Source organism: uncultured Granulicatella sp. (genome assembly GCF_963545075.1).
Lineage (GTDB): Bacteria > Bacillota > Bacilli > Lactobacillales > Aerococcaceae > Granulicatella.
Genome location: NZ_CAUUHX010000008.1, coordinates 1 through 19,744 on the forward strand (window position 1 = coordinate 1; position 19,744 = coordinate 19,744).

24 protein-coding genes are annotated in these 19,744 nt (G+C 33.6%); 5 read left to right on the forward strand and 19 right to left on the reverse strand.

Going from position 1 to position 19,744, the window contains the following annotated elements:
* The 3 genes from yidD to RWZ86_RS01990 form a co-directional block, all read right to left on the reverse strand.
* Nucleotides 1–242, reverse strand: a 242-nt coding sequence (yidD, locus tag RWZ86_RS01980; RefSeq protein WP_314679570.1) for a membrane protein insertion efficiency factor YidD, incomplete at its 3' end; no start/stop codon positions are given.
* 10 nt (nucleotides 243–252) lie between these two features.
* Nucleotides 253–864, reverse strand: a complete 612-nt coding sequence (locus tag RWZ86_RS01985; RefSeq protein ID WP_314679572.1) for a VTT domain-containing protein — start codon at nucleotides 862–864, stop codon at nucleotides 253–255.
* A gap of 115 nt (nucleotides 865–979) precedes the next feature.
* Nucleotides 980–1,510, reverse strand: coding sequence for an acyl-CoA thioesterase (locus RWZ86_RS01990; protein ID WP_006703654.1), 531 nt, complete (start codon nucleotides 1,508–1,510; stop codon nucleotides 980–982).
* 183 nt (nucleotides 1,511–1,693) lie between these two features.
* Between RWZ86_RS01990 and RWZ86_RS01995 the strand changes: the two genes are divergently transcribed.
* From RWZ86_RS01995 to RWZ86_RS02005, 3 genes are all read left to right on the forward strand, one after another.
* On the forward strand, nucleotides 1,694–1,981 hold the full coding sequence (locus RWZ86_RS01995) for a type II toxin-antitoxin system RelB/DinJ family antitoxin (protein WP_314679574.1): 288 nt from the start codon (nucleotides 1,694–1,696) through the stop codon (nucleotides 1,979–1,981).
* On the forward strand, nucleotides 1,971–2,321 hold the full coding sequence (locus RWZ86_RS02000; RefSeq protein ID WP_314679576.1) for a type II toxin-antitoxin system RelE/ParE family toxin: 351 nt from the start codon (nucleotides 1,971–1,973) through the stop codon (nucleotides 2,319–2,321). Before RWZ86_RS01995 ends, RWZ86_RS02000 begins: the two co-directional genes overlap by 11 nt.
* A gap of 524 nt (nucleotides 2,322–2,845) precedes the next feature.
* Nucleotides 2,846–3,481, forward strand: a complete 636-nt coding sequence (locus tag RWZ86_RS02005) for a hypothetical protein (RefSeq protein ID WP_314679578.1) — start codon at nucleotides 2,846–2,848, stop codon at nucleotides 3,479–3,481.
* A gap of 198 nt (nucleotides 3,482–3,679) precedes the next feature.
* Here the strand turns inward: RWZ86_RS02005 and glmM are convergent, their stop codons facing one another.
* The 3 genes from glmM to cdaA are packed head-to-tail and all read right to left on the reverse strand — an operon-like array spanning nucleotide 3,680 to nucleotide 6,911.
* On the reverse strand, nucleotides 3,680–5,035 hold the full coding sequence (gene glmM, locus RWZ86_RS02010) for a phosphoglucosamine mutase (protein WP_314679580.1): 1,356 nt from the start codon (nucleotides 5,033–5,035) through the stop codon (nucleotides 3,680–3,682).
* 30 nt (nucleotides 5,036–5,065) lie between these two features.
* Nucleotides 5,066–6,073 (reverse strand): CdaR family protein, encoded by a 1,008-nt coding sequence (locus tag RWZ86_RS02015; RefSeq protein WP_314679582.1) that lies wholly within the window; start codon nucleotides 6,071–6,073, stop codon nucleotides 5,066–5,068.
* On the reverse strand, nucleotides 6,066–6,911 hold the full coding sequence (gene cdaA, locus RWZ86_RS02020; RefSeq protein ID WP_314679584.1) for a diadenylate cyclase CdaA: 846 nt from the start codon (nucleotides 6,909–6,911) through the stop codon (nucleotides 6,066–6,068). Before cdaA ends, RWZ86_RS02015 begins: the two co-directional genes overlap by 8 nt.
* Nucleotides 6,912–7,072: 161 nt before the next feature.
* Between cdaA and RWZ86_RS02025 the strand changes: the two genes are divergently transcribed.
* Nucleotides 7,073–7,378 carry a DUF898 family protein gene (locus RWZ86_RS02025; RefSeq protein WP_314679586.1) on the forward strand — a complete coding sequence of 102 codons (306 nt, stop codon included), beginning with the start codon at nucleotides 7,073–7,075 and terminating at the stop codon, nucleotides 7,376–7,378.
* Nucleotides 7,379–7,421: 43 nt separating this feature from the next.
* On the opposite strand, the gene RWZ86_RS02030 is transcribed toward RWZ86_RS02025, so the two are convergent.
* The 12 genes from RWZ86_RS02030 to uxuA all read right to left on the reverse strand — a co-directional run bounded on the left by RWZ86_RS02030 (nucleotide 7,422) and on the right by uxuA (nucleotide 17,367).
* The gene (locus RWZ86_RS02030) at nucleotides 7,422–8,348 is read right to left on the reverse strand and encodes a 2-keto-3-deoxygluconate permease (RefSeq protein WP_314679589.1); all 927 of its coding nucleotides are present in this window, start codon (nucleotides 8,346–8,348) and stop codon (nucleotides 7,422–7,424) included.
* Nucleotides 8,349–8,393: 45 nt separating this feature from the next.
* Nucleotides 8,394–9,143: an SDR family oxidoreductase gene (locus tag RWZ86_RS02035; protein WP_314679591.1), complete on the reverse strand. Its 750-nt coding sequence runs from the start codon at nucleotides 9,141–9,143 to the stop codon at nucleotides 8,394–8,396.
* A 237-nt stretch (nucleotides 9,144–9,380) separates the two neighbouring features.
* Nucleotides 9,381–10,001 (reverse strand): bifunctional 4-hydroxy-2-oxoglutarate aldolase/2-dehydro-3-deoxy-phosphogluconate aldolase, encoded by a 621-nt coding sequence (locus RWZ86_RS02040; RefSeq protein WP_314679593.1) that lies wholly within the window; start codon nucleotides 9,999–10,001, stop codon nucleotides 9,381–9,383.
* Nucleotides 9,995–10,663, reverse strand: coding sequence for an HAD family phosphatase (locus tag RWZ86_RS02045; RefSeq protein ID WP_314679594.1), 669 nt, complete (start codon nucleotides 10,661–10,663; stop codon nucleotides 9,995–9,997). Before RWZ86_RS02045 ends, RWZ86_RS02040 begins: the two co-directional genes overlap by 7 nt.
* Before the next feature lie 11 nt (nucleotides 10,664–10,674).
* On the reverse strand, nucleotides 10,675–11,115 hold the full coding sequence (locus tag RWZ86_RS02050) for a PTS sugar transporter subunit IIA (RefSeq protein ID WP_314679596.1): 441 nt from the start codon (nucleotides 11,113–11,115) through the stop codon (nucleotides 10,675–10,677).
* The gene (locus RWZ86_RS02055; protein WP_314679598.1) at nucleotides 11,115–11,933 is read right to left on the reverse strand and encodes a hypothetical protein; all 819 of its coding nucleotides are present in this window, start codon (nucleotides 11,931–11,933) and stop codon (nucleotides 11,115–11,117) included. The genes RWZ86_RS02050 and RWZ86_RS02055 overlap by 1 nt, the downstream gene beginning before the upstream one ends.
* A gap of 11 nt (nucleotides 11,934–11,944) precedes the next feature.
* Nucleotides 11,945–12,448 (reverse strand): PTS sugar transporter subunit IIB, encoded by a 504-nt coding sequence (locus RWZ86_RS02060; protein ID WP_314679600.1) that lies wholly within the window; start codon nucleotides 12,446–12,448, stop codon nucleotides 11,945–11,947.
* An 18-nt stretch (nucleotides 12,449–12,466) separates the two neighbouring features.
* Nucleotides 12,467–13,330, reverse strand: coding sequence for a PTS system mannose/fructose/sorbose family transporter subunit IID (locus RWZ86_RS02065; RefSeq protein ID WP_314679602.1), 864 nt, complete (start codon nucleotides 13,328–13,330; stop codon nucleotides 12,467–12,469).
* A gap of 15 nt (nucleotides 13,331–13,345) precedes the next feature.
* Nucleotides 13,346–14,182, reverse strand: coding sequence for a PTS sugar transporter subunit IIC (locus RWZ86_RS02070; RefSeq protein WP_314679604.1), 837 nt, complete (start codon nucleotides 14,180–14,182; stop codon nucleotides 13,346–13,348).
* Nucleotides 14,183–14,358: 176 nt separating this feature from the next.
* Complete coding sequence (locus tag RWZ86_RS02075) at nucleotides 14,359–15,366, reverse strand: D-isomer specific 2-hydroxyacid dehydrogenase family protein (protein ID WP_314679605.1); 1,008 nt, start codon at nucleotides 15,364–15,366, stop codon at nucleotides 14,359–14,361.
* Between the two features lie 19 nt (nucleotides 15,367–15,385).
* Nucleotides 15,386–16,282, reverse strand: coding sequence for a phosphogluconate dehydrogenase (NAD(+)-dependent, decarboxylating) (gene gnd, locus RWZ86_RS02080; RefSeq protein ID WP_314679607.1), 897 nt, complete (start codon nucleotides 16,280–16,282; stop codon nucleotides 15,386–15,388).
* A gap of 23 nt (nucleotides 16,283–16,305) precedes the next feature.
* Entirely contained in the window at nucleotides 16,306–17,367 is a 1,062-nt protein-coding gene (gene uxuA, locus RWZ86_RS02085; protein WP_314679657.1) for a mannonate dehydratase, read from the reverse strand.
* A 160-nt stretch (nucleotides 17,368–17,527) separates the two neighbouring features.
* Here uxuA and RWZ86_RS02090 point away from each other — a divergent pair, with 160 nt between their 5' ends.
* Nucleotides 17,528–18,400 carry a MurR/RpiR family transcriptional regulator gene (locus RWZ86_RS02090; protein WP_314679609.1) on the forward strand — a complete coding sequence of 291 codons (873 nt, stop codon included), beginning with the start codon at nucleotides 17,528–17,530 and terminating at the stop codon, nucleotides 18,398–18,400.
* A 272-nt stretch (nucleotides 18,401–18,672) separates the two neighbouring features.
* Here RWZ86_RS02090 and rhaD read toward each other — a convergent pair whose 3' ends face one another.
* Complete coding sequence (gene rhaD / locus RWZ86_RS02095) at nucleotides 18,673–19,506, reverse strand: rhamnulose-1-phosphate aldolase (protein WP_314679611.1); 834 nt, start codon at nucleotides 19,504–19,506, stop codon at nucleotides 18,673–18,675.
* Nucleotides 19,507–19,744: the final 238 nt, after the last annotated feature.

A 19,744-nucleotide genomic window follows, 5' to 3' on the forward strand; every position in this document is an offset into this window, starting at 1 on the left:
CGATAATCTTTGTGTCGTCTAAGTGTAAATTCATCTGGAACGGGATCTTGCCCTCCTAAAATAAACGGATGACATCTTAGAATTCTTCCAATTCCCATCGTTACACCTTTAATAACTCCATGTTTTTCAATTGCTTGAATCATATACGTGGAACAAGTTGGTCGATAGATACAAGTTGGTGGAAATAATGGAGAAATCCACTTTTGATATCCTCGAACCAATCCAATCATGATTTTTTTCACTGAAACACCTCTACCCTTGAATCCATTTAAAAAGAACTTGTACTCCTTCTGCTGCTATTAATGTATACACATATAGTGTGACAGGTTTTGCCACTAAACAAATCGCTACGAATTTTTTAAATGTCATCTTCCCTAATCCTGCTACCATACATAAGAAATCATCAGGGAATCCTGGCAACACTAATGCCCAGAAGAAGAAACGTTCGAATTTCTTCCCATCATTTAAATAGCCAATATATTTATCATAAGTTGCTTGAGAAACAAATGCTTGAACAACTGTCTCTCCATACCGTCTTGCTAGCCAAAAATTAATCATTGAGCCAATCATAATGCCAATAAAATTATAAATAAACCCATATAAAGGTCCGAATACAAGATGCCCAACGACACAAGTTAAGCCACCCGGAATAATCGGATAAACGACTTGTACAATTTGAATGAAGATAAAGAATAATACTCCATACATTCCCAAATTGCCAACCAACTGCTGGAACGCTCCTCCAACTTCAAAATAATGATGTTTGGCAATGATATATCCTAAATAAATCGTTAGGATAATTCCCGCTATTGTAAAGAATTGAATCAACTTTCTATTAAATTCAATGGCACTTTGTTTATTCATAATTTCCTCCAGTAATCTTTTCAGTGTGAATCATTTGATAAGACTACTTTAACAAATCAAATATGAAAAATCCTTGATTTTTTCTAACAAAAACAGTGATAATCTTACATTACTGTCACAATGATTCCATCCAAGGTTTATGAATAGAAACATGATTCATTAATTCTTCTTGTCGTTTCAATTGTTCTAATCGAGCTAAACGTCTGTCTTCATAGCCACTACAAATGAATTTCTCTTCTGCAGTTTCCGGTTCGATCGCTGGAACTGCAAAATCCGTTTCCCCTTCTCGAGGTAAAGCTACAAATGTCCAAAAACTAGTCGCTGCCAAATAACGTTCACCTGTTAAAACATCTTCTCCTACTACTTTACAAAAGACTTCCATACTTTTCTTTCCAACACCAGAAATATACGTTTCCACACAAACAGAATGTCCTAATGGTAATGGTTTTAAGTAGTTCATCGCATCAACTGAAGCAGTCACTGCTAAACGACGGCAGTGACGAGACACCGTAATCGATGCACAATCGTCAATAATACGTGTTAAATTCCCTCCAAATAATGTTTGATGCATATTTACATCAAATGGAAAAATTCTTCTAGACTGAATTGCACGTGTCTGTGCGCATGTTTTGATTGTTGTATTCATACTAACTCCTCTAATATTCGATACCATTATTGTACCATTCCTTTTCTTTTTTTCAAAAAGTACGGCTTTGAAGTTGGAATAGGTACTCTAAAATTACTTAACTAACTTCAACAAGCTTTTGTATAGCTCCTGCTATACAGAAATAGTTATTAGTGATAAAATAAGCTAAAAGGAGGAATTAGAATGTATAGCTTAGAAAAAAATACTCAAGTTAACTTTAGAACAAATAGTGATTTGCTTGAAAGAGCAAAAGAAATTATCTCTGAACATAATCTGGATATGACAGCTAGTTTCAATCTTTTTTTAGAAAATATTGTACAAAATAAAAAATTACCCTTTGAGACAGATACCGATAAAGAACGAGAAGAATTATTGACACAATTAAGATCTGAAATCACTCAAAGTTTCAAAGATTTAGAACAAGGTAGAATCTATACTGTAAACGAAGTGAGGGCTAACCTTGGAATTTGAATCAAACTCGTATAGCTTAATAATTCCAGAATATGTTCAAAATCAACTTCGAACTATTAAAAACTACATTGAAACTATGTACTTTTCAGAGCAAGCAGGAATTAATACGGTTAATAATATTCTTCACGGATTAGAACGCTTAACAATTTTCCCTGAAGCCGGGTTTAATGCAGATGAAAGAGTCGGAAAAATCATCTATCCCCCATACAAAACTCGCTGTATCGTTTTAGGAAATTATTTAGCCTTCTATCATATCTTAGAAGATAGAAAAGCCATCTTCATTTCTAACATTATACATAGTAAACAAGATTATATTAGATTATTTAAAAGAAAATCTTAACGAGACCGATGACCAAGTATATTGAAAAAGAGAGCACTTCATGATATAGGACATTTTTACTTGTGTTTCATTGAGACAATTTCACTTGAATTTGCGAAGTTTGCAATTCGTTTTGTTTTGGGTATAATGAAGATACAAAAAAAGCCGAGCGCCAACTCGACTCTAATGTAGCCCGATAAAAAGACGGTGGCTGAATTACGATATTATAAATAACATCGCTCACTCTTCCAAAGTTAGAGCGGTATTATTTTTTTGTTAGTAATTCTATTACTTTGACAATCATGGATTTTACAAGTACAATATAAACAAATAAAAATTAAAAATTACTTGTGGGCTAGTGGATATGGTCTGCACCCGCCTGTGGGCTCATCAATCAATTTAACTATTTGATGAGAAAAAAAATAACAGGACTGCCTACCCTTGAGGAATAGATAGGGCATATCTAGCGTGAGGTGAAACTCAATACGTGGAAGAGAAGGGTGCAGATGCGCCCTTCTTTTTTTATATTTTAGGAGAAGATTCAAATGACATATACTTTGGAATGGATTAAAAATTTTGATGGAAATATCAATATTCATAACGTTAATATGTCTTGCTTAGCCAATGTGATTGAGACATATGTTTCACAGTACAAGTATGTTTATCTAACAAATATGATAGACTATCCTGAAATAATTCTCTCTGTTCCTAACTCGTCCATTCCTCATCTATTAGGATTATCAAGAGAACATCATGTGAATTTACCATCAAATAATGCAGGAAACATTTTTGAAGGTTTAAAAGATGATTGGACACTAGAACGTTTGCAAAAAGCGGATAATGGGTGGTTTAATGAAAACAAGTTCAAAATTATTGGAACTCTATTACTTTACCAAATGTTGCATTTAATCCAATGTAAATTCTACACAACAAATAATATTTTGAACAAAGAAGTTGGCAAACGATTTAGAAGAGATAACATTTATTTTGTAGTTTTCAAATTAAATAACGAGATAAGTTATACCGTTGAATTATCACGTGAGCAAGGAAATCTTTACTTCCCAAGAAGTCTTAAAATCAATGATAACTCTATCAAAAATTGTAAGGAAATAAAATTACAACTCGTTGACAAGAAACGTTTCAAACCTACGAAAGCAAGAAAAGTTAACTGGTCTTCTTAATAAAAATATTAGAAAAAAACTACTTCTATTTCTTCCACATATTACATCTACCACTGACCAACACGCGGGTTATAAATGGTCGAATTATAAACTTTAGTCTTTCGCATAATTGCGGGGGATTTTTTTGTTACAAACCATAAATTCCCCACACAAAAAAAGAGAGCAACTCTCGTTGCTCTCCCTTTTAAACTTCACTTCTTAGTCTAATCCAATCTCTTGACGAACGACATCTGCGATACGTGTTACATAATCATGACATAGTTCATCTGTTGGTGCTTCTACCATGACACGTACTAATGGTTCTGTTCCACTTGGACGAACAAGCACACGACCATTTCCTGCCATTTCAGCTTCCACTGTGTCGATAATTTCTTTAATCGCTGGAACTTCCATTGCACCATTTTTATCGCTCACTCGAATATTCACTAATTCTTGAGGATAAGTTGGTACTTCGCTGGCTAATTCGCTTAATTTTTTACCTGTTTGTTTCATAACATTCATTAATTGAATTCCTGATAACAATCCATCCCCTGTTGTATTTAAATCTAAGAATACAATATGTCCTGATTGTTCTCCACCGAAGTTATAGCCATTTTTACGCATTTCTTCTACAACATAGCGATCTCCTACCGCTGTTTGAAGAGCGATCATTCCTTCTTCTTCAACTGCTTTATGGAATCCTAAGTTACTCATGACTGTTGAAACAATGGTATCTTGGTTCAATTGTCCTACACTGCGTAAGTATTTTCCGCAAATGAACATAATTTTATCGCCATCCACGATCTCACCATTTTCATCAACAGCAATACAACGGTCTCCATCTCCATCGAAACTTAATCCTAAATCTGCACCATTTTCTTTTACAAATTCTGCTAAAGCTTCTGGATGTGTTGAACCCACTCCATCATTAATGTTCACACCATTTGGTTTATTTCCCATTGTGTAAAACTCTGTTTCTAAATCTGCAAATAAACGATTTAGGACTGCTGAAGTTGCTCCATTTGCACCATCTAACGCTACTTTCATATCTGTTAGAGGGCCGTCAATTGTTTGTTGTAAAAATTGACTATATTTCATTGTTCCTTCTAAATAATCATCCACTGTTCCTAATTCATCTGTTGAAGGACGTGGTAATGTATCTTCTGGACTATCTAATAAAGCTTCAATTTCTGCTTCTGTTTCATCAGATAATTTAAAACCATCTGCTCCAAAGAATTTAATGCCGTTATCCTGTGCTGGATTGTGAGATGCAGAAATCATAACCCCTGCTACCGCTCCTTGCACACGTGTTAAATAAGAAACCCCTGGTGTTGGAATAACGCCTAATTGCATGACTTCAATCCCTACAGATAATAATCCCGCAATTAAAGCATGTTCTAATAATTGTCCTGAAATACGAGTATCTCTTCCGACTAACACACGTGGATGTTTATCCCCACCTGCTTGTTGTAATAAGACATAGCCACCAAAACGTCCTAATTTAAACGCTAATTCTGGTGTTAATTCTGCATTTGCTACTCCTCTTACACCATCTGTTCCAAAATATTTGCCCATGTTCAATCTCCTTTAAATCTCTATCAATTTCTATTGTCTTGTTGTTTGTGTAGTTTGCGTTGTCTGCGTCGTTTCTGTTGTTTCTGGTGTTGTAGATGTGACAACCACTTCAACAGAAATATTTTCTGGATTGATACTATCCACTCCAGTTGGAAGAGTTATCTTCACAACTTGTGTTGTTGTTTTAGTTACTTGACTGACATCTACCACTACAGGAATGGCTGTCAATTTATCCAACACTTCTTGAGCTCCTAAAATTGTAACCTCTTTGGTATCAGATTTCAACTGATAGGAATATTGTGTACCCGCACTTCCTGTTGTCGTCAATATAATAGGAACTTTTTTGCTATTCGTTGTTATTGGTACTCTTACTTGAACTTGTTCCGGTTCCATCTTTAGTGCCAGAGGTTTTCCGGTTGCATCCAACGCTTGTACTGCAACGGAAGAAGTATAGTCTGCTTTTGTATTTTCCGGTACTGTCACATTTGCGACAACCTTTTCTACTTGATTGATCAGTGATTCTGGTCCAGAAATCGTTACTCTAGCAGGACTCACTAAAGCTTGTCCATTTTTATAAGCTCCTGGTAAATTTGCACGATTTACATTTACTGAAACGGGCAATTCAACCGTCGCTTTCTTTTCAATCATAATCTCAACCGTCTCTGGAGAAACGGATCCTTTTACTCCTGAAGGTAAACCTGTTACTTGTAAGGTAATCATATGTTTTCCTGTTCCTAGTTCATTTAAATTAGGAGTTTTTACACGATAGGAACCATTTCCTACAACCGTTAATAAGGAACTACTAGATCCTTCTACCCTTAGCGTAACAGCTTCCGGCAAGCCAGTAACTGTATATAATTGACTATCGATATCAACATACACCGGAACATTGCCAATTGTATTCGAAGTTGTCTGAACTGACACTGAAGACGACTGTCTACTTGGACTTGATTCACTTGCGTATACAAATAAAGCCATTGTCAAAATAAAGGATATAAACACTAAAAATGATTTTTTCGTCATCCATTTACTAATCATTCATACGACCTCCTCTAAAGAAATCGATAATCATTGTTAGGATAGTCGAATCTTTTTGAGAAGTTTCTTTTGTAATTAAATGTTTACTTAACACTTCTACAAATTCATCCGGAGTTAGCTCACGTAATAATTTTTCACGCAATGCGACACTAACCTTCCCTGTTTCTTCTGAAATAACAATAATTAAAGCATCTGTTACTTCACTTAAACCAATAGCTGCACGGTGTCTTGTTCCTAATTCTTTAGGAATAAATTTACTTTCTGATAATGGTAAATAACATGCCGCTGCTTCCACTTCATGACCACGAATAATCACCGCACCATCATGAAGAGGTGTATTCGGAATAAAAATTTGCGTCATTAATTGATTTGAAATTCGTGATTGTAAAGGAATCCCCGTATTAATATATTCTTCTAAAGAATTCGATTGTTCAATACAAATTAATGCACCGATTCTTCGTTTCGCCATATATTGTACAGAAATATTTAACTCTTCAATCATCCTTTGAGCTTGATTCGTTCCCGAAGCTCTCCTTGAGAAAAAGTTCGAACGACCAATATGTTCTAGCCCTCTTCGAATTTCTGGTTGAAAGACGACAATAGCTCCCACAACTCCCCATTGGATTACTAAATTCATAATCCAGTCAAGAGTAATTAACCCAAACATATAACTGATGAATTTTACCCCTGCAATCACTGCCAAGCCCTTCATCAAATGTACAGCTCTTGTGCCTTTCATGATGAGTAATAGATTATATAATAGGTACCACACAATCACAATATCAACAATATTCCGAATGCTACTCCATGCACCTAAACTACTCCAATTAAATTGCATCACTCAACCCCCATTTCTATATCTTCTTTAGTTTATACCTTTTCTGAAAACATTACAACTGACGTCATCCATTCGTCTGATATTTTACCTTTTCATAATTTTTTGACAAAAAATCCTCCTACATGCTACACTACACACAACTAATGGAGGGAGGATTTATCATGCAAAAAAGTTATTTTGATGGTGGAATGTTAACCTATATTCTAAGTTATATCATTTCATTTTTTATTATTACACTTACCTTTGGACTAGGAACTCCTTGGGCAATCTGCATCATGTATAAATGGGAAATTGAACACACCGTGATTGAAGGACGTCGTCTTGGGTTTGATGGCACTGCTCTTGAACTATTTAGAAACTGGATCAAATGGTTTTTCTTATGTATTATTACATTAGGAATTTACGGATTTTGGATTCGTATTAAAGTACTAGAATGGAAAGCTAAACATACGTATTTCTTAGATTAAAATAAAAACCACTCCGCTTAACGTTACGGAGTGGTTTTTGTTATTATGCATTCTTTTCTTTTTGTTGAACTCTTTTAGCAATATACGCTGTTAAGATTGGTGTTAAAATAGCCGTTACAATAACAGAAGCTGTAATTTGAGTTGTAGCAGTTGCTTCAATGGCTTTGAATGAAGCATCTACTGCAGAAAGCGCCGCTGGTGTTGCAATGGCACTTGCAGCTGTACTAGAAATCGCAGCACCTGCAACTCCATTTCCTCCAGATAATTTATCTGCAGCAATCGCTGCAACCCCACCAATTAAGGTTGTAATCACCCCTAGTAAAATACCAGGAAGTCCACCTTCAAGAATTTGTCCAAAGTTCATATTTGCCCCTAGACAAAATCCTACAACAATAATAATTGCTGTAATCCCATTTGATAGAACCTTCTTCATATAAGGGAAGGCATTCCCTAAAATAATCCCAATAACTAGCGGTAAAATCGTTCCAATCAAATTCCAAATGGAAATGTTCGCAAGCCCTGCTGTACTTAACACTGCCATTGTTACCATTGGACCAACACTTAAAGTCGTAATCCCAACAGCACCAGCATCAATTTCATCTCCATAAACTTCGACAATTCCCGCATACATGGCATTATTCGCTACTGAAATCGCCCCAATCACCGCTACTGCACTCAATCCTAAGAAATTATCATTGAACACTTTCGCTACCAATAATCCTAGAATAATCGATACAATAATTTTTGCGATAATAATAGACGCCCCACGAACAACAGCCTTCGGTGTATTTTTAAGGGAAATTGTTCCCCCAATGACAAATAAGAACGCCCCAACTAATGGCCCTGCACCTTTTACAATCGGAGTGGTAAACCCACCAATTTGCAAAATTTGAGGAATAAATGTATTAATAAAACATCCAATAAACATTGGAACAATAATAGTATCCCCAGGAATTTTAATCTTTTTCATTGCATTCACATACCTTTTTGAAAATTTTACTAAACGGAAGAAGAATCAACCATCTAATGTAATACCACCATCGCAGTCGCCAATTTCCCCTGTAATAAAGCTTGCTAAATCACTCGCAAAGAATAAAATCATTTGAGCGATTTCAACAGGTTCTGCACGACGTCCTAAAGGAATCATACTAATCACTTTTTGACTCTTTTCTTTATCTTCAGAAAGTACAGTTGTCATATCTGTTCTTGTAAATGATGGACATACTGCATTACAAGCAATATTGTATTTTCCACCTTCTTTAGCCACAGCTTTTGTTAAACCATTTAAACCTGCTTTAGAAGAGGCATATGCCGCTGTACCTAGAAGTCCTCCCCCTAATTTTGCAGCAACAGAAGAAACATTAACAATTCTACCACCTTTATTTTCAATAAAGTGAGGGAAAATCGTACTAATCGTTGAGAAACATCCAGAAAGATTAATACGAATAGTTCTTTCCCATTCTTCATATGTTAATTGATCAAAAGGTTTCGCGCTAATAACTCCTGCACAATTGACTAAAATATCTACTTTACGTTCAGATAGAATCTTCTTCATGCTTGCAACAATGGACTCATGATTCCCTAAATCCATATATTCAAACACAGTATGTTCTGCTCCAAGCTCGGCTACTGTTTTCGTAGCGGCGGCTTCATTAATATCTGCAATAACTACAAAACCTCCACCTTCAACAATACCTCTTACTACTTCTTTTCCAATCCCATTTGCTCCACCTGTCACAATAGCAACTTTTCCTGAAAAATTCATAAAATCACTTCCTTTGATTGATTGTTTACATTCTATTCCTATGAAAAAATCAGTTTGTTATCATTTGTTACTATTTTCACAGTTTTTGCAAAATTTTTTATAGAAAATCCGTAAAACTAAAAAAACCTGCTGGATTCACCAACAGGTTAAGATTAATCAAATTAATCTAAATATCTTTCTGGTACTTTTAGAACGGCACAGATTTTCTTCAAATCTTCTTCATTCTTACAAATCTTTTTAATCAAGAGCTTTTATAAATTCATTCGCAACACGTTCAACACTTTCATATCCTTCAGTTGAAACTTTAGCAGAAAGTGCACTACCTATACCAACTGCACAAGCTCCTGCATCTCTCCATTCTTTTACATTTGATGCTGAAACACCACCAGAAGGCATTAAATCGACATCAGGAATCGGACCATGAATCGCTTTTATAAAATCTTTTCCAATAGTTCCTCCAGGGAATAATTTAACAATTTTAGCACCACCATTAATAGCATTAACAACTTCTGTAACTGTTCCACAACCAGGAGAGTATTCAACATTATTTTTGACAGCATATTTTGCCAATTCTTCTGAAAAATGTGGACTTACTAAAAATTTAGCCCCAGCATTTTTTGCTAAAGATGCATGTTCTAAATTCATTACAGTTCCTGCACCGACGATTACTTTTTTGTCATCTTTAAATTCTTCAATCAATTCCTTGATAACTTCATCTGCCTTTGGTGTTGAAAAAGTAATTTCAATATTATAAATACCACCTTTAATTGCGTAACGTGCAATATTTTTTGCATCTTCTTTATCTTTCCCTCTAATAACCGCAAAGAAATAGTTTTCCTTTAATTGTTCAACTAACATACCCGATTCGCCTCCAAAAAATTGTATGTTTCTTCTAAATCATTAAACACACCTAGGCATTTACTATCATCTATTGTTAAGCCATATTTATTTAACGATTCGTTCACTAAGCAAACATCAACTCCAGCACTTACTGCCGCAGTCGCCCCAATAACTGAATCTTCAAAAGCTATAGCTTGTTCTGCCTTAGTGTCAAAAAAACTCAATGCTGCTAAATAAATATCTGGTGCGGGTTTAGGTTCTTTAACATGATCTATACAAACTATTGCATCAAAAATATTATTAACAGAATTCTTCATTAGCAATTCATCTATCCTTTGTTTGGTTGAAGATGATGCTAAAATAACTTTAAATCCTTTTATTTTTAAATGTTCAACAATTTCTTTAGCAAATTTTTTTACTGAAACTTCACCATTTTGTAATTTTTTTTGATAATATTGTTCACGTATTTTTCGAACTTCCTTTGCTAAATCCTTGTCTTGAATTAATTCCGCAACTTTCAAATCATTTTCTTTTGCGCTTTGTCCTGCTAATGATTCAACAAATCCATCCGGAGCAACAATTCCATAATAATTAAGTCCAGCATGCCAACCTTCAGCATAAATTCGTTCTGAATCAATAAAAAGTCCATCCATATCGAAAATTGCGACTCTTTTACTCATGAGTCTCCCCCCTAAAAATCTTCATCCTCGTCTTCTTCTAAAACAATTGTTTTCTTCCACAAATACTCATCAGAGATTATATATTTTTTCAACTCTTTTACTACATCATCTAAATCACTTTTAAGCAATTGCTGATTAATTCCTTCAAGTACCATCGGAAGGTTCACTCCAGCAATTAATCTTATATTTTCAGCACGGTTTTCAGCTAATTTATTCACAGAGAGCACAGATTGATTATATGGAGAAGCACTTAATAAATCAGCTAAAATAAGAATAGATTCATTTTCATCATAAGCAGATAATGTTTTGTAAATTTTCTCTCCAAATACCTCAACAGATTCACCTGAATGTAATCCAATTGTTGTGATTCCTTTTACATCTCCAAAAATCACCTCAGCTGCATCTTTAAATCCGGCAGCCAATTCACCATGAGTTACAATTAAAATTTGCATTATTTTTCCTCCAATATATTTTCTATTTTTTGACGTTGTCTAGTTAAAACTTCGCCATCTATTTTCCCTAAAAGACTTAGCTTTCCTATACGGTCTATGTTCGGATAGATTTTAATAATTTTTTTATTCATACTATCTAAAATAATTTCTTTCACTTTTAAATCTTTATTTATTCCTACACTATCTAACTCGTATAATTTTGAATGAACTTTAGTTTTGTTCCTCAAAACTACAAGACCTACCTCATTAGTACTACCTCCATCTACAATAGCAAATGCTACTTTCTTATCATTCTTGTATTTAGAAAGCATACTTAGCACTATAATGAGAGATGATGTATTTCTTATTTGTGTATTAGCACTGGCTCTTCCCTTAACTATTCTGTTAAAAAAATAAAAGAATAGCAGAGTAAAAATAGTTAAAACTATTGTAAGAATTGTTCCTTCTAAAACACGAAATAATAAAAAGAGAATTCCTAACCCTATACATAGACTAATAACACTTTCAAAAGCAATTCGCATCAATATATTATTTCTATTTTTTTCTGAATCTGATAAATAATAATCGCCAAATGAAACAATTGGCGTATCGAAATACGTAGAAATAATTTTATCCGCATTAGAAATATCCCCAATATATATATTGTGATATTTTCTTTTTTTCTCCTCTATTTCTATAACATTGATATCATCTCGAATTGTTAAAACATCTGAGAGAAAAGCTTGAATAAATTTATCCTTTTGTTTGTTTGAACTTCTTTTTTTATAAAGAAATCCATAACGAACAATCCAATCGTTCATTTGGCGATTACTTTCCATGGTTCTACCTCTTATAAATTAAAATTTTTAAGTACATCTTCTAAAGATGTTTTACCTGCTGAAGGAGTAGCTTGGAAATAAATATCTTTAACTCCAAAGTTATCATGAAGATCTTTAAGAGTTTCAGCATCTGCTTTGTTTAAATATACAGATTTCGTTACTAATACATCTTCATCATTTTTCTTAGCAACACCACCAACGTTTAATTCTTCTACTGGTACGCCATATCTTACAAGGTTAGCAATTGTACCAACAGTTTTCGCAATTAGAATACAGCTGTAATCTTTGAATTTGTATTCATCCCAATAGAATTTCGCTTTATCTTCAGAAACTACAATTGTTTTTTGGCCAGTACGGTTACCAGCGCTCTTATATAAATCCTTCATGAAAGGATCTCTTGAAACGACATCATCGACAACGAAGATAGAGTTTACTCCATTTCTTTGTGATAGTGTAATCATTACTTGTCCGTGGATTAAACGTTCATCCACACGTGCTAAATTAACTTTACCCATTTTATAGGTACCTCCAAATTATAAAATTCCAACAGATGCAAGGATTATTAGGATCAATGTTAACCATAATAATGCTTGGGTAACTTTGAGTCCCTTCTTAACGAAGTAATAATATACACCCATTACTACTGCTAACGGTAAAATACCAGGGACGATTTTATCAAGTAATTCTTGAATGACGAAGTTTTTACCAGAAAGTGTAAATTGTAAGCTTGAAGATACTTTAACGTAGTTACCGGCTAAGATACCCATCATGAATAAACCTAAAATTGACAATAAACTAATCATGTCTTTAACGCCAGAGCTATGAACTAAACTTGTTGCATTTCTACCTAAAGAAAAACCTTGGCGAGCAAAGAATAACCCGATAAAGACTTGGTATAACGCAAATGCGATGAATGGGAATAATGCACCTAACGCACTACCTTCTTGAGCCCAAGGAACAGCAATCGCAATAAAGATATATTGCATTGTACCTGAGTCAATCGCATCCCCGATACCAGCAAGAGCGCCCATTAAACCAGCTTTCGTATTGTACATTAAGTCATCTGTCATTGTAATTTCTTCATTTTCATACTCTTGACGAGCTCTTTCTTTTTCCATTGAAGACATTAAACCAGTGATGACCCCACCACCCCATGTTAATTGAGTGTTGAAGAAGAGTAATTGTCTCTTGTATGCTTCTCTTCTTTTATCTGGATCTTTATATAATTTTTTAAGAACAGGCATCATTCCATATAGCAATGATGGTGCAAGATAACGGTCAAATGAGTGTGGAATTTCATTTGCGAAGTGCCATCTTAAATATGCTTTAGTAACATCCTTTTGAGTAATTTCTTCAGGAGCTAATGCAGGATTTTTTTGAGTTGTTTCAGTATTCATTATCTATTCCTCCAATTAAAAATCATCGTCGCCGCCATCATCATCGAATTGAGCATTTGATGAGGCAGCCGGGCTAGCAGCTACTGGTTGATTGTTGCTTTTTGTAACCATTACGAAAATAGCAGCCACAAGTACACCAATAATTGCATAAGTAACCATTGTAATGTTTAAAGGTTTGAAGATTACACTCATGAAGTATGCTAATAAGAAGAATACGAGGTAATCTTTACGTCCGATTACATAGATTGTTGTAGAGATACCGATTGCAGCTAAACCACCGCCGACAACTTCTAATACGTGAAGAACTACTGTTTCTTTTAATTGAACGATAACATCTGCAATAACTGGAGCTCCCCAATATAAAGCCCCAAATACTAATGGTACAAATAATACAAATGAAGCAATAGTAGGATACCAAATAATTGAACGTTTAATTGCACCATCGTCCATATTTTCTACTGCACGATCCATATATTTTCCTAAAAATGTATTAACAAAGAATCTTAATTGATATAAATAACTTCCTAACAAACCAACTGGTACGGCAACCCCAATTGCTGCTTCTGGAGTAAGTTTCCCTAACAAAGCAACCGGCACAGCAATCGCTGCAGCAATTGAAGGTTCTGACGGCATTGTTCCCCCAGGAGAAAACACTCCCATATAAATCAATTGAAGAGCAGCTGTAACAATCATTGCATTCGCAACATCACCCATCACAACTCCACAAATCAATCCAGTCATTAATGGTGAAAAACGAAGTGTTAACGTCGCACCACCACCAAGCCATCTAGACATAACGCCTGCAACCCATAGGGAAATTAACAAACTTTGAACTACTGATAATGTTTCCATTACCTTTTTCCTCCTTTATTCATTAGAAATATATTTTTCTAACTCTGTATTAGTATATATAATTAAAAATAGACTTAATTAATAGTAAGTGTTCTTTTAATCAACTAACCATAAATAAAATAATACCATCTACTACAAAAACATCCTCACAAGTACTATTTATTAACATAAAATTATTATGACTTGATTTTAATATAGTTACTTTCATTTTGAACAGACCTTACCGGAAGCTTCCCTTTAACAATCACCTCACAATCTTCTACACATTTTTCACCCATTGACTCTAAACATTCCATGGTATACGCAGAAGTATGTGGAGTAATCACTACATTATCAAACGCTAGATATGGATGATTAGCACGTCCTGGTTCAACTTCTAGCACATCAGTTGCAAATCCTGCAATTTTACCAGACTTTAATCCTTCTACAATTGCTTCTTCATCAACTAATGCTCCTCGAGCTGAATTGGAAATATATACATTTTGTTTCATCATTTCAATCTCTTTTTTAGAAATAAAATGATAATTTTCATCAGTAAGATTTGCACATAAACAAATGACATCTGAATTACGAATCAATTCTTCAAATCCTACTTTTTCTGCACCATGTTGTTCAATTTCTAATTTACTCTTATAAGGATCATATGCTAATACTCTACATCTGAATCCAAATTTTAGTGTTTCCGCAACACATCCTCCTGTATTTCCAATTCCGATAACACCTACTACCTTGTTATATAAAGAATGTCCAATAAATGAAGCTCGGTTTTCCCACTGATTTTCTTCAACAGCATCTAAAGCACCAACTGTTCTTCTCATAACAGCTAATAAGTTTGTTATGTTATTACCAGCAACTGCTTCTCTTTCTACGAGTGCTGGAATAATTGAAACAATTGTATTATGTTTTCTTGCCGCTAATAAGTCTACATTGTTATATCCTATACCATGTCTTGAAATTAACAGTAATTCATCTTTATGTTCAAAGAATTCCGCATTAAAGAAAGGAGTTACACTTGCGATAATAATATCGTACCCTTTTAATTTTTCTGCCAGTTCCTTTCCTGGAATTTCTTGTGGAAATGTAAAGTATTCCACTTCACCAATTGCTCTTAATCTTTCTAAGTGTTTAGAAAATATTCTTCCAAAACTACTAGAGTTTACAATTGCAATTTTATGATTGCTCATTCAAAATCCCCCCCTATGTTTATTTCATCTTCATTTCATGTCCACCAAATTCATTTCTTAAAGAGGAAACTAGCTTATTTGAGAACTCATCTGTACTACAGCTAGAATTTCTTACAAATAACGAATCTGCAATCACTGGAGTCGGCACACCTAATCGAAGAGCTTCTTCTAGCGTCCATTTTGCTTCTCCATTACTTCCAATCACACCTTCAATTCTCTCAAGTTTAGGATCTTTACGAAAAGCCTCTTGAGCTAATTCCATTAACCAAGAACGAATAACAGAGCCATTATTCCAAACTTTTGCTACTTTTTCATGATTAAATTTAAAGTCAGAGTGTTCCAAAATGTTAAAACCTTCTCCAATGGCTTGCATCATTCCATATTCCACTCCATTATGTACCATCTTCAAGTAATGTCCCGCAGAAGGTTGATTTACAAACAGACATCCATCTTCAATTGCAATTGCTTCAAAAAAATCTTTAACTTTATCAAAAGCTTCTTGATCTCCCCCAATCATCAAACAAGCACCATTTCTTGCTCCACTCATTCCTCCTGAAGTTCCACAATCAAGGAAAAATATTCCCTTTTTCTTTAAAATTTGATAGTTAATTAAACTATCTTTATAATTAGAGTTTCCGCTATCAATAACAACATCTCCTCTTGTTAAAGCATTTGATAATTCATTAACAACTTCATTTGTAATTTTTCCTGCTGGAAGACTAAGCATTACTACTTTAACATCATCTAAATTTCCAACCAGTTCTTCTATAGAGTTACTAACATTTAATCCTGATTTTTTAGCCTTTTCTACTGACTCTGTCGACACATCAAAGCCCACTACTTCAAAATCATGTTCTTTAGCATTTAACGCTAAATTTAATCCCATTTTACCGAGACCTATAATTCCTATTTTCATATTATATAGCTCCCTTTTAAGCTTTAATTTTGTTTTTCTACTGCTTCTTCAAGTCCTTGTAAGTATGAAATACCAATGGCGCGATCATATAATCCATAACCAGGTCTTGCAACTTCTCCCCAGATTGTACGCCCATGATCAGGACGAGCAATTCCATCAAATTCGATATCATGCAAAGCCTTCACAATAGCATACATATCTAGTGAACCTTCTTTACTTAGATGGGCTGATTCTAGGAAATGTTTATCTCCAAGGATTTGTACATTTCTTAAATGAGCAAAATGAATTTTTCCTTTCAACGAGTGAATAATTTCAACTAAATCATTTTCTGGATTGGCTCCAAGAGAACCCGTACATAATGTCACTCCGTTATAATCTGAATCAACTGCATTTACAATTTTTAAAATGTCTTCTTTATTTTTAGTAATACGAGGAAGACCAAACATATCAAACGGTGGATCATCTGGATGAATCGCCATTTTCACTCCATATTCTTCACAAACAGGAATCACTCTTTCCAAAAAGTAACAAAGATTTTCGAATAATTTTTCTTCAGTAATTCCTTTATACATATCTTCTAATTTTTGAAATTTAGCAAGACGCTCCGGCTCCCAACCTGATAATTGAAATCCAGAAGTTTGTCCACTTATTAATCCAAACATTTGCTTAGGTTCAATTTGTTGGACTACTTTATCATCATATTCAAGCGTATGAGAACCATCTGGTAATTCATATTCAAGATTTGTTTTTGCCCAACCAAAAATCGGTTTAAAGCTGTAGCAAATCACATTTACTCCAAGTTCTCCAAGATTTTTAATATTTTCCTTATATACTTCGATATAGTGATCTCGTTCAGGCGTTCCAGCTTTTATTGAATCATGAATCGAAACACTTTCAATCCCTGCTAAAGTAAGTCCCTTTGATTCCACCGAGGTTTTTAATTCTAAGATTTCCTCCTTTGTCCAAAGGTCCCCGGGTAATTTTTTTACTAACGTTCCCACAACACCATACATATTAGGAATTTGTCGAATATGATCTAAAGTAATCGGATCGTTATTGCCATACCATCTAAACGTCCATTTCAATTTTTTCACCTTCCATAAATTGATTCAAAGTTAACTTATATCAAAAGTATACCATTAAATTTTATTTTGTAAACACTTTTATAAAAAAATATTTTTTATTTACTTTTATACTTTAGTTATGTTATTATCTCTGTAGATATAGAAAACGTGGAGGTTTCTTATGCAAAATATATATTTATTAAATATAATTAAACAAAATAAAAATAAATTTAGTACTTCTGAAGATTCATTAGTGGACTATTTTTTACAATTAAAAAACGATGAATTAGTCAATAAAACATTAGCCGATATGGCCAATGAAACAGAAATTTCTCAAACTACTATATATAACTTCGTTAAAAAATTAGGATTTAATGGTTTTCAAGATTTTAAAATCAAACTAGCTTCTAATTCTATAAGCCCTACTCAACCTGAACGACTTGTTAACTATAGAGAAATTGATCCCACTGATTCATATATAGATGTTGCTAAAAAAACTATCCATTTTAATCAACAATCATTAGAAAATTTAGTTAACTTCTTAGACGAAAAGACTTTACAACGAATTGTACGCTTGCTAGAAAAAAGCCAAAATATCTATTTTTTTGGACAGGGTGGGTCTTCAGTCATTGCTTTAGATTCATATCATAAGTTTTTACGTTCTAAATTAAACTGTCATTATGTTTCTGATTATCATATACAACTGAGTATTTGTAGTAAATTAACAAAAAAAGATTGCGTTTTTTTATTTTCACACTCTGGCGATTCATTAGAGACTATTAACCTTGCAAAAATTTTACAAAAAAATAATTGCCCAATTATATGTATTACAGGAAATCCTGTTGGAAAAATTTTAAAACTATCTACTGAATCTGTAATTGCATTTTCTCAAGAAGCAAAATATAGAACAGAAAGTCTAACTTCTCGACTTCTTTACCAAACTGTAATGGACATTCTTTATACCATCATTATGTTCAAAGATGAAGAAGAAAATGAACAAGTTCTTAAAAAAATCCGGAGAGCTATTTCACTTTCAAAAACTAGCGAGGATTAGTTTCCAATAATTTACTACTATATCGCTTACTGATTATAATAAAATTTAAGCTTTAATCATTACCTCCATAAAATATTTATACTTACGATGTCACTAAAAAATCATATGAAATATGGCACTTATATCTATGAAGAGAAATCAAATTTTGGATTTCTCTTTTTTTTTATGAAAATTTCTATCTATGACAAATCTGTTTCAACAACAGGTTTACTAAATTAGTATTTAAACTAAAAAAACCTGCTGGATTCACCAACAGGTTAAGATTAATCATATTAATCTAAATATCTTTCTGGTACTTTTAGAACGGCACAGATTTTCTTCAAATCTTCTTTTGATAGAACATTACTTTCATAAATGCTCTTACCACTGATTCGTTGAACATCTAATGCAATATGGGCTGCTTTATCTGCAGTTTCAATTAATCCGAAGCAGTCTTGATAATCTACACCAGTAGAAAGAACACCATGTTTACTCCAAACAACTAAACGATGAGTTTCTAATTCTTTGGCTGTAGCAGAACCAATTTGTTGAGTTCCTGGCACTTCCCAAGGTAGAACAGCAATTCCATCAGGGAAAACTACGATTGATTCAGTTAACACTGACCATAAATCTAATGATAAAGATTCAGTTGTTACATCATTTAATAAGCAGTATGTCACAACATTTGTTGCATGATTATGAATAACTACTCTATGATTTGGGTTTTGTTTTAATCTAGCTGCATGAGATAATACATGCATGAAGATTTCACTTGTAGGACGTTTTCCTGTAACAAAACCTGCAACTACTTGATATCCTTTATCCGTTAATTTAATAACACCAGTATCCACATGTGGTTGTGAATGTAATGTTCTAAAATGACTTCCAGAAGCTGTAATTAAAATATATTCTCCTCTTACATGTTCTGGAACATCTAAAACATCCACTTCTTTTCTATTATCAGCATAGTACGTATACTCTGTACCAGCTAAGCTGCTTTCAAGATTTTCAGCTTCTTCAACTGTTAAACGATAACTAACATTTCCTCCGTTATATTCGTCCCAGCCTTTATTCCACATATCATATGTCACTTGACATAAGCCTTCAATAAATTTAGGATACCCCATAATTATTCCCCTTCTTTAACTGTAATTTTTCAGCCGTACCCGAAAAAATTTTTTTGTTTATCCAACATAATAGTAACCGTTTTCTTAACTGCCGTCAACCGAATTTGTTTATTTTTTAATAATTTATGTGTTTTTCCTGTAAACAACGAAATAATTAGGTGTTAACGATTATTTTTTCCATTTCATAAATATTATTTTCAAAATTTAATGCTATAAAAAAAGAAGCTAGCAATGATTT

Coding starts and splice junctions, on each gene's coding strand:
- RWZ86_RS01985 (WP_314679572.1), bottom strand. CDS start 864: ATGAATAAACAAAGTGCCATTGAATTTAATAGAAAGTTGATTCAATTC.
- RWZ86_RS01990 (WP_006703654.1), bottom strand. CDS start 1,510: ATGAATACAACAATCAAAACATGCGCACAGACACGTGCAATTCAGTCT.
- RWZ86_RS01995 (WP_314679574.1), top strand. CDS start 1,694: ATGTATAGCTTAGAAAAAAATACTCAAGTTAACTTTAGAACAAATAGT.
- RWZ86_RS02005 (WP_314679578.1), top strand. CDS start 2,846: ATGACATATACTTTGGAATGGATTAAAAATTTTGATGGAAATATCAAT.
- glmM (WP_314679580.1), bottom strand. CDS start 5,035: ATGGGCAAATATTTTGGAACAGATGGTGTAAGAGGAGTAGCAAATGCA.
- RWZ86_RS02015 (WP_314679582.1), bottom strand. CDS start 6,073: ATGATTAGTAAATGGATGACGAAAAAATCATTTTTAGTGTTTATATCC.
- cdaA (WP_314679584.1), bottom strand. CDS start 6,911: ATGCAATTTAATTGGAGTAGTTTAGGTGCATGGAGTAGCATTCGGAAT.
- RWZ86_RS02025 (WP_314679586.1), top strand. CDS start 7,073: ATGCAAAAAAGTTATTTTGATGGTGGAATGTTAACCTATATTCTAAGT.
- RWZ86_RS02030 (WP_314679589.1), bottom strand. CDS start 8,348: ATGAAAAAGATTAAAATTCCTGGGGATACTATTATTGTTCCAATGTTT.
- RWZ86_RS02035 (WP_314679591.1), bottom strand. CDS start 9,143: ATGAATTTTTCAGGAAAAGTTGCTATTGTGACAGGTGGAGCAAATGGG.
- RWZ86_RS02040 (WP_314679593.1), bottom strand. CDS start 10,001: ATGTTAGTTGAACAATTAAAGGAAAACTATTTCTTTGCGGTTATTAGA.
- RWZ86_RS02045 (WP_314679594.1), bottom strand. CDS start 10,663: ATGAGTAAAAGAGTCGCAATTTTCGATATGGATGGACTTTTTATTGAT.
- RWZ86_RS02050 (WP_314679596.1), bottom strand. CDS start 11,115: ATGCAAATTTTAATTGTAACTCATGGTGAATTGGCTGCCGGATTTAAA.
- RWZ86_RS02055 (WP_314679598.1), bottom strand. CDS start 11,933: ATGGAAAGTAATCGCCAAATGAACGATTGGATTGTTCGTTATGGATTT.
- RWZ86_RS02060 (WP_314679600.1), bottom strand. CDS start 12,448: ATGGGTAAAGTTAATTTAGCACGTGTGGATGAACGTTTAATCCACGGA.
- RWZ86_RS02065 (WP_314679602.1), bottom strand. CDS start 13,330: ATGAATACTGAAACAACTCAAAAAAATCCTGCATTAGCTCCTGAAGAA.
- RWZ86_RS02070 (WP_314679604.1), bottom strand. CDS start 14,182: ATGGAAACATTATCAGTAGTTCAAAGTTTGTTAATTTCCCTATGGGTT.
- RWZ86_RS02075 (WP_314679605.1), bottom strand. CDS start 15,366: ATGAGCAATCATAAAATTGCAATTGTAAACTCTAGTAGTTTTGGAAGA.
- gnd (WP_314679607.1), bottom strand. CDS start 16,282: ATGAAAATAGGAATTATAGGTCTCGGTAAAATGGGATTAAATTTAGCG.
- RWZ86_RS02090 (WP_314679609.1), top strand. CDS start 17,528: ATGCAAAATATATATTTATTAAATATAATTAAACAAAATAAAAATAAA.
- rhaD (WP_314679611.1), bottom strand. CDS start 19,506: ATGGGGTATCCTAAATTTATTGAAGGCTTATGTCAAGTGACATATGAT.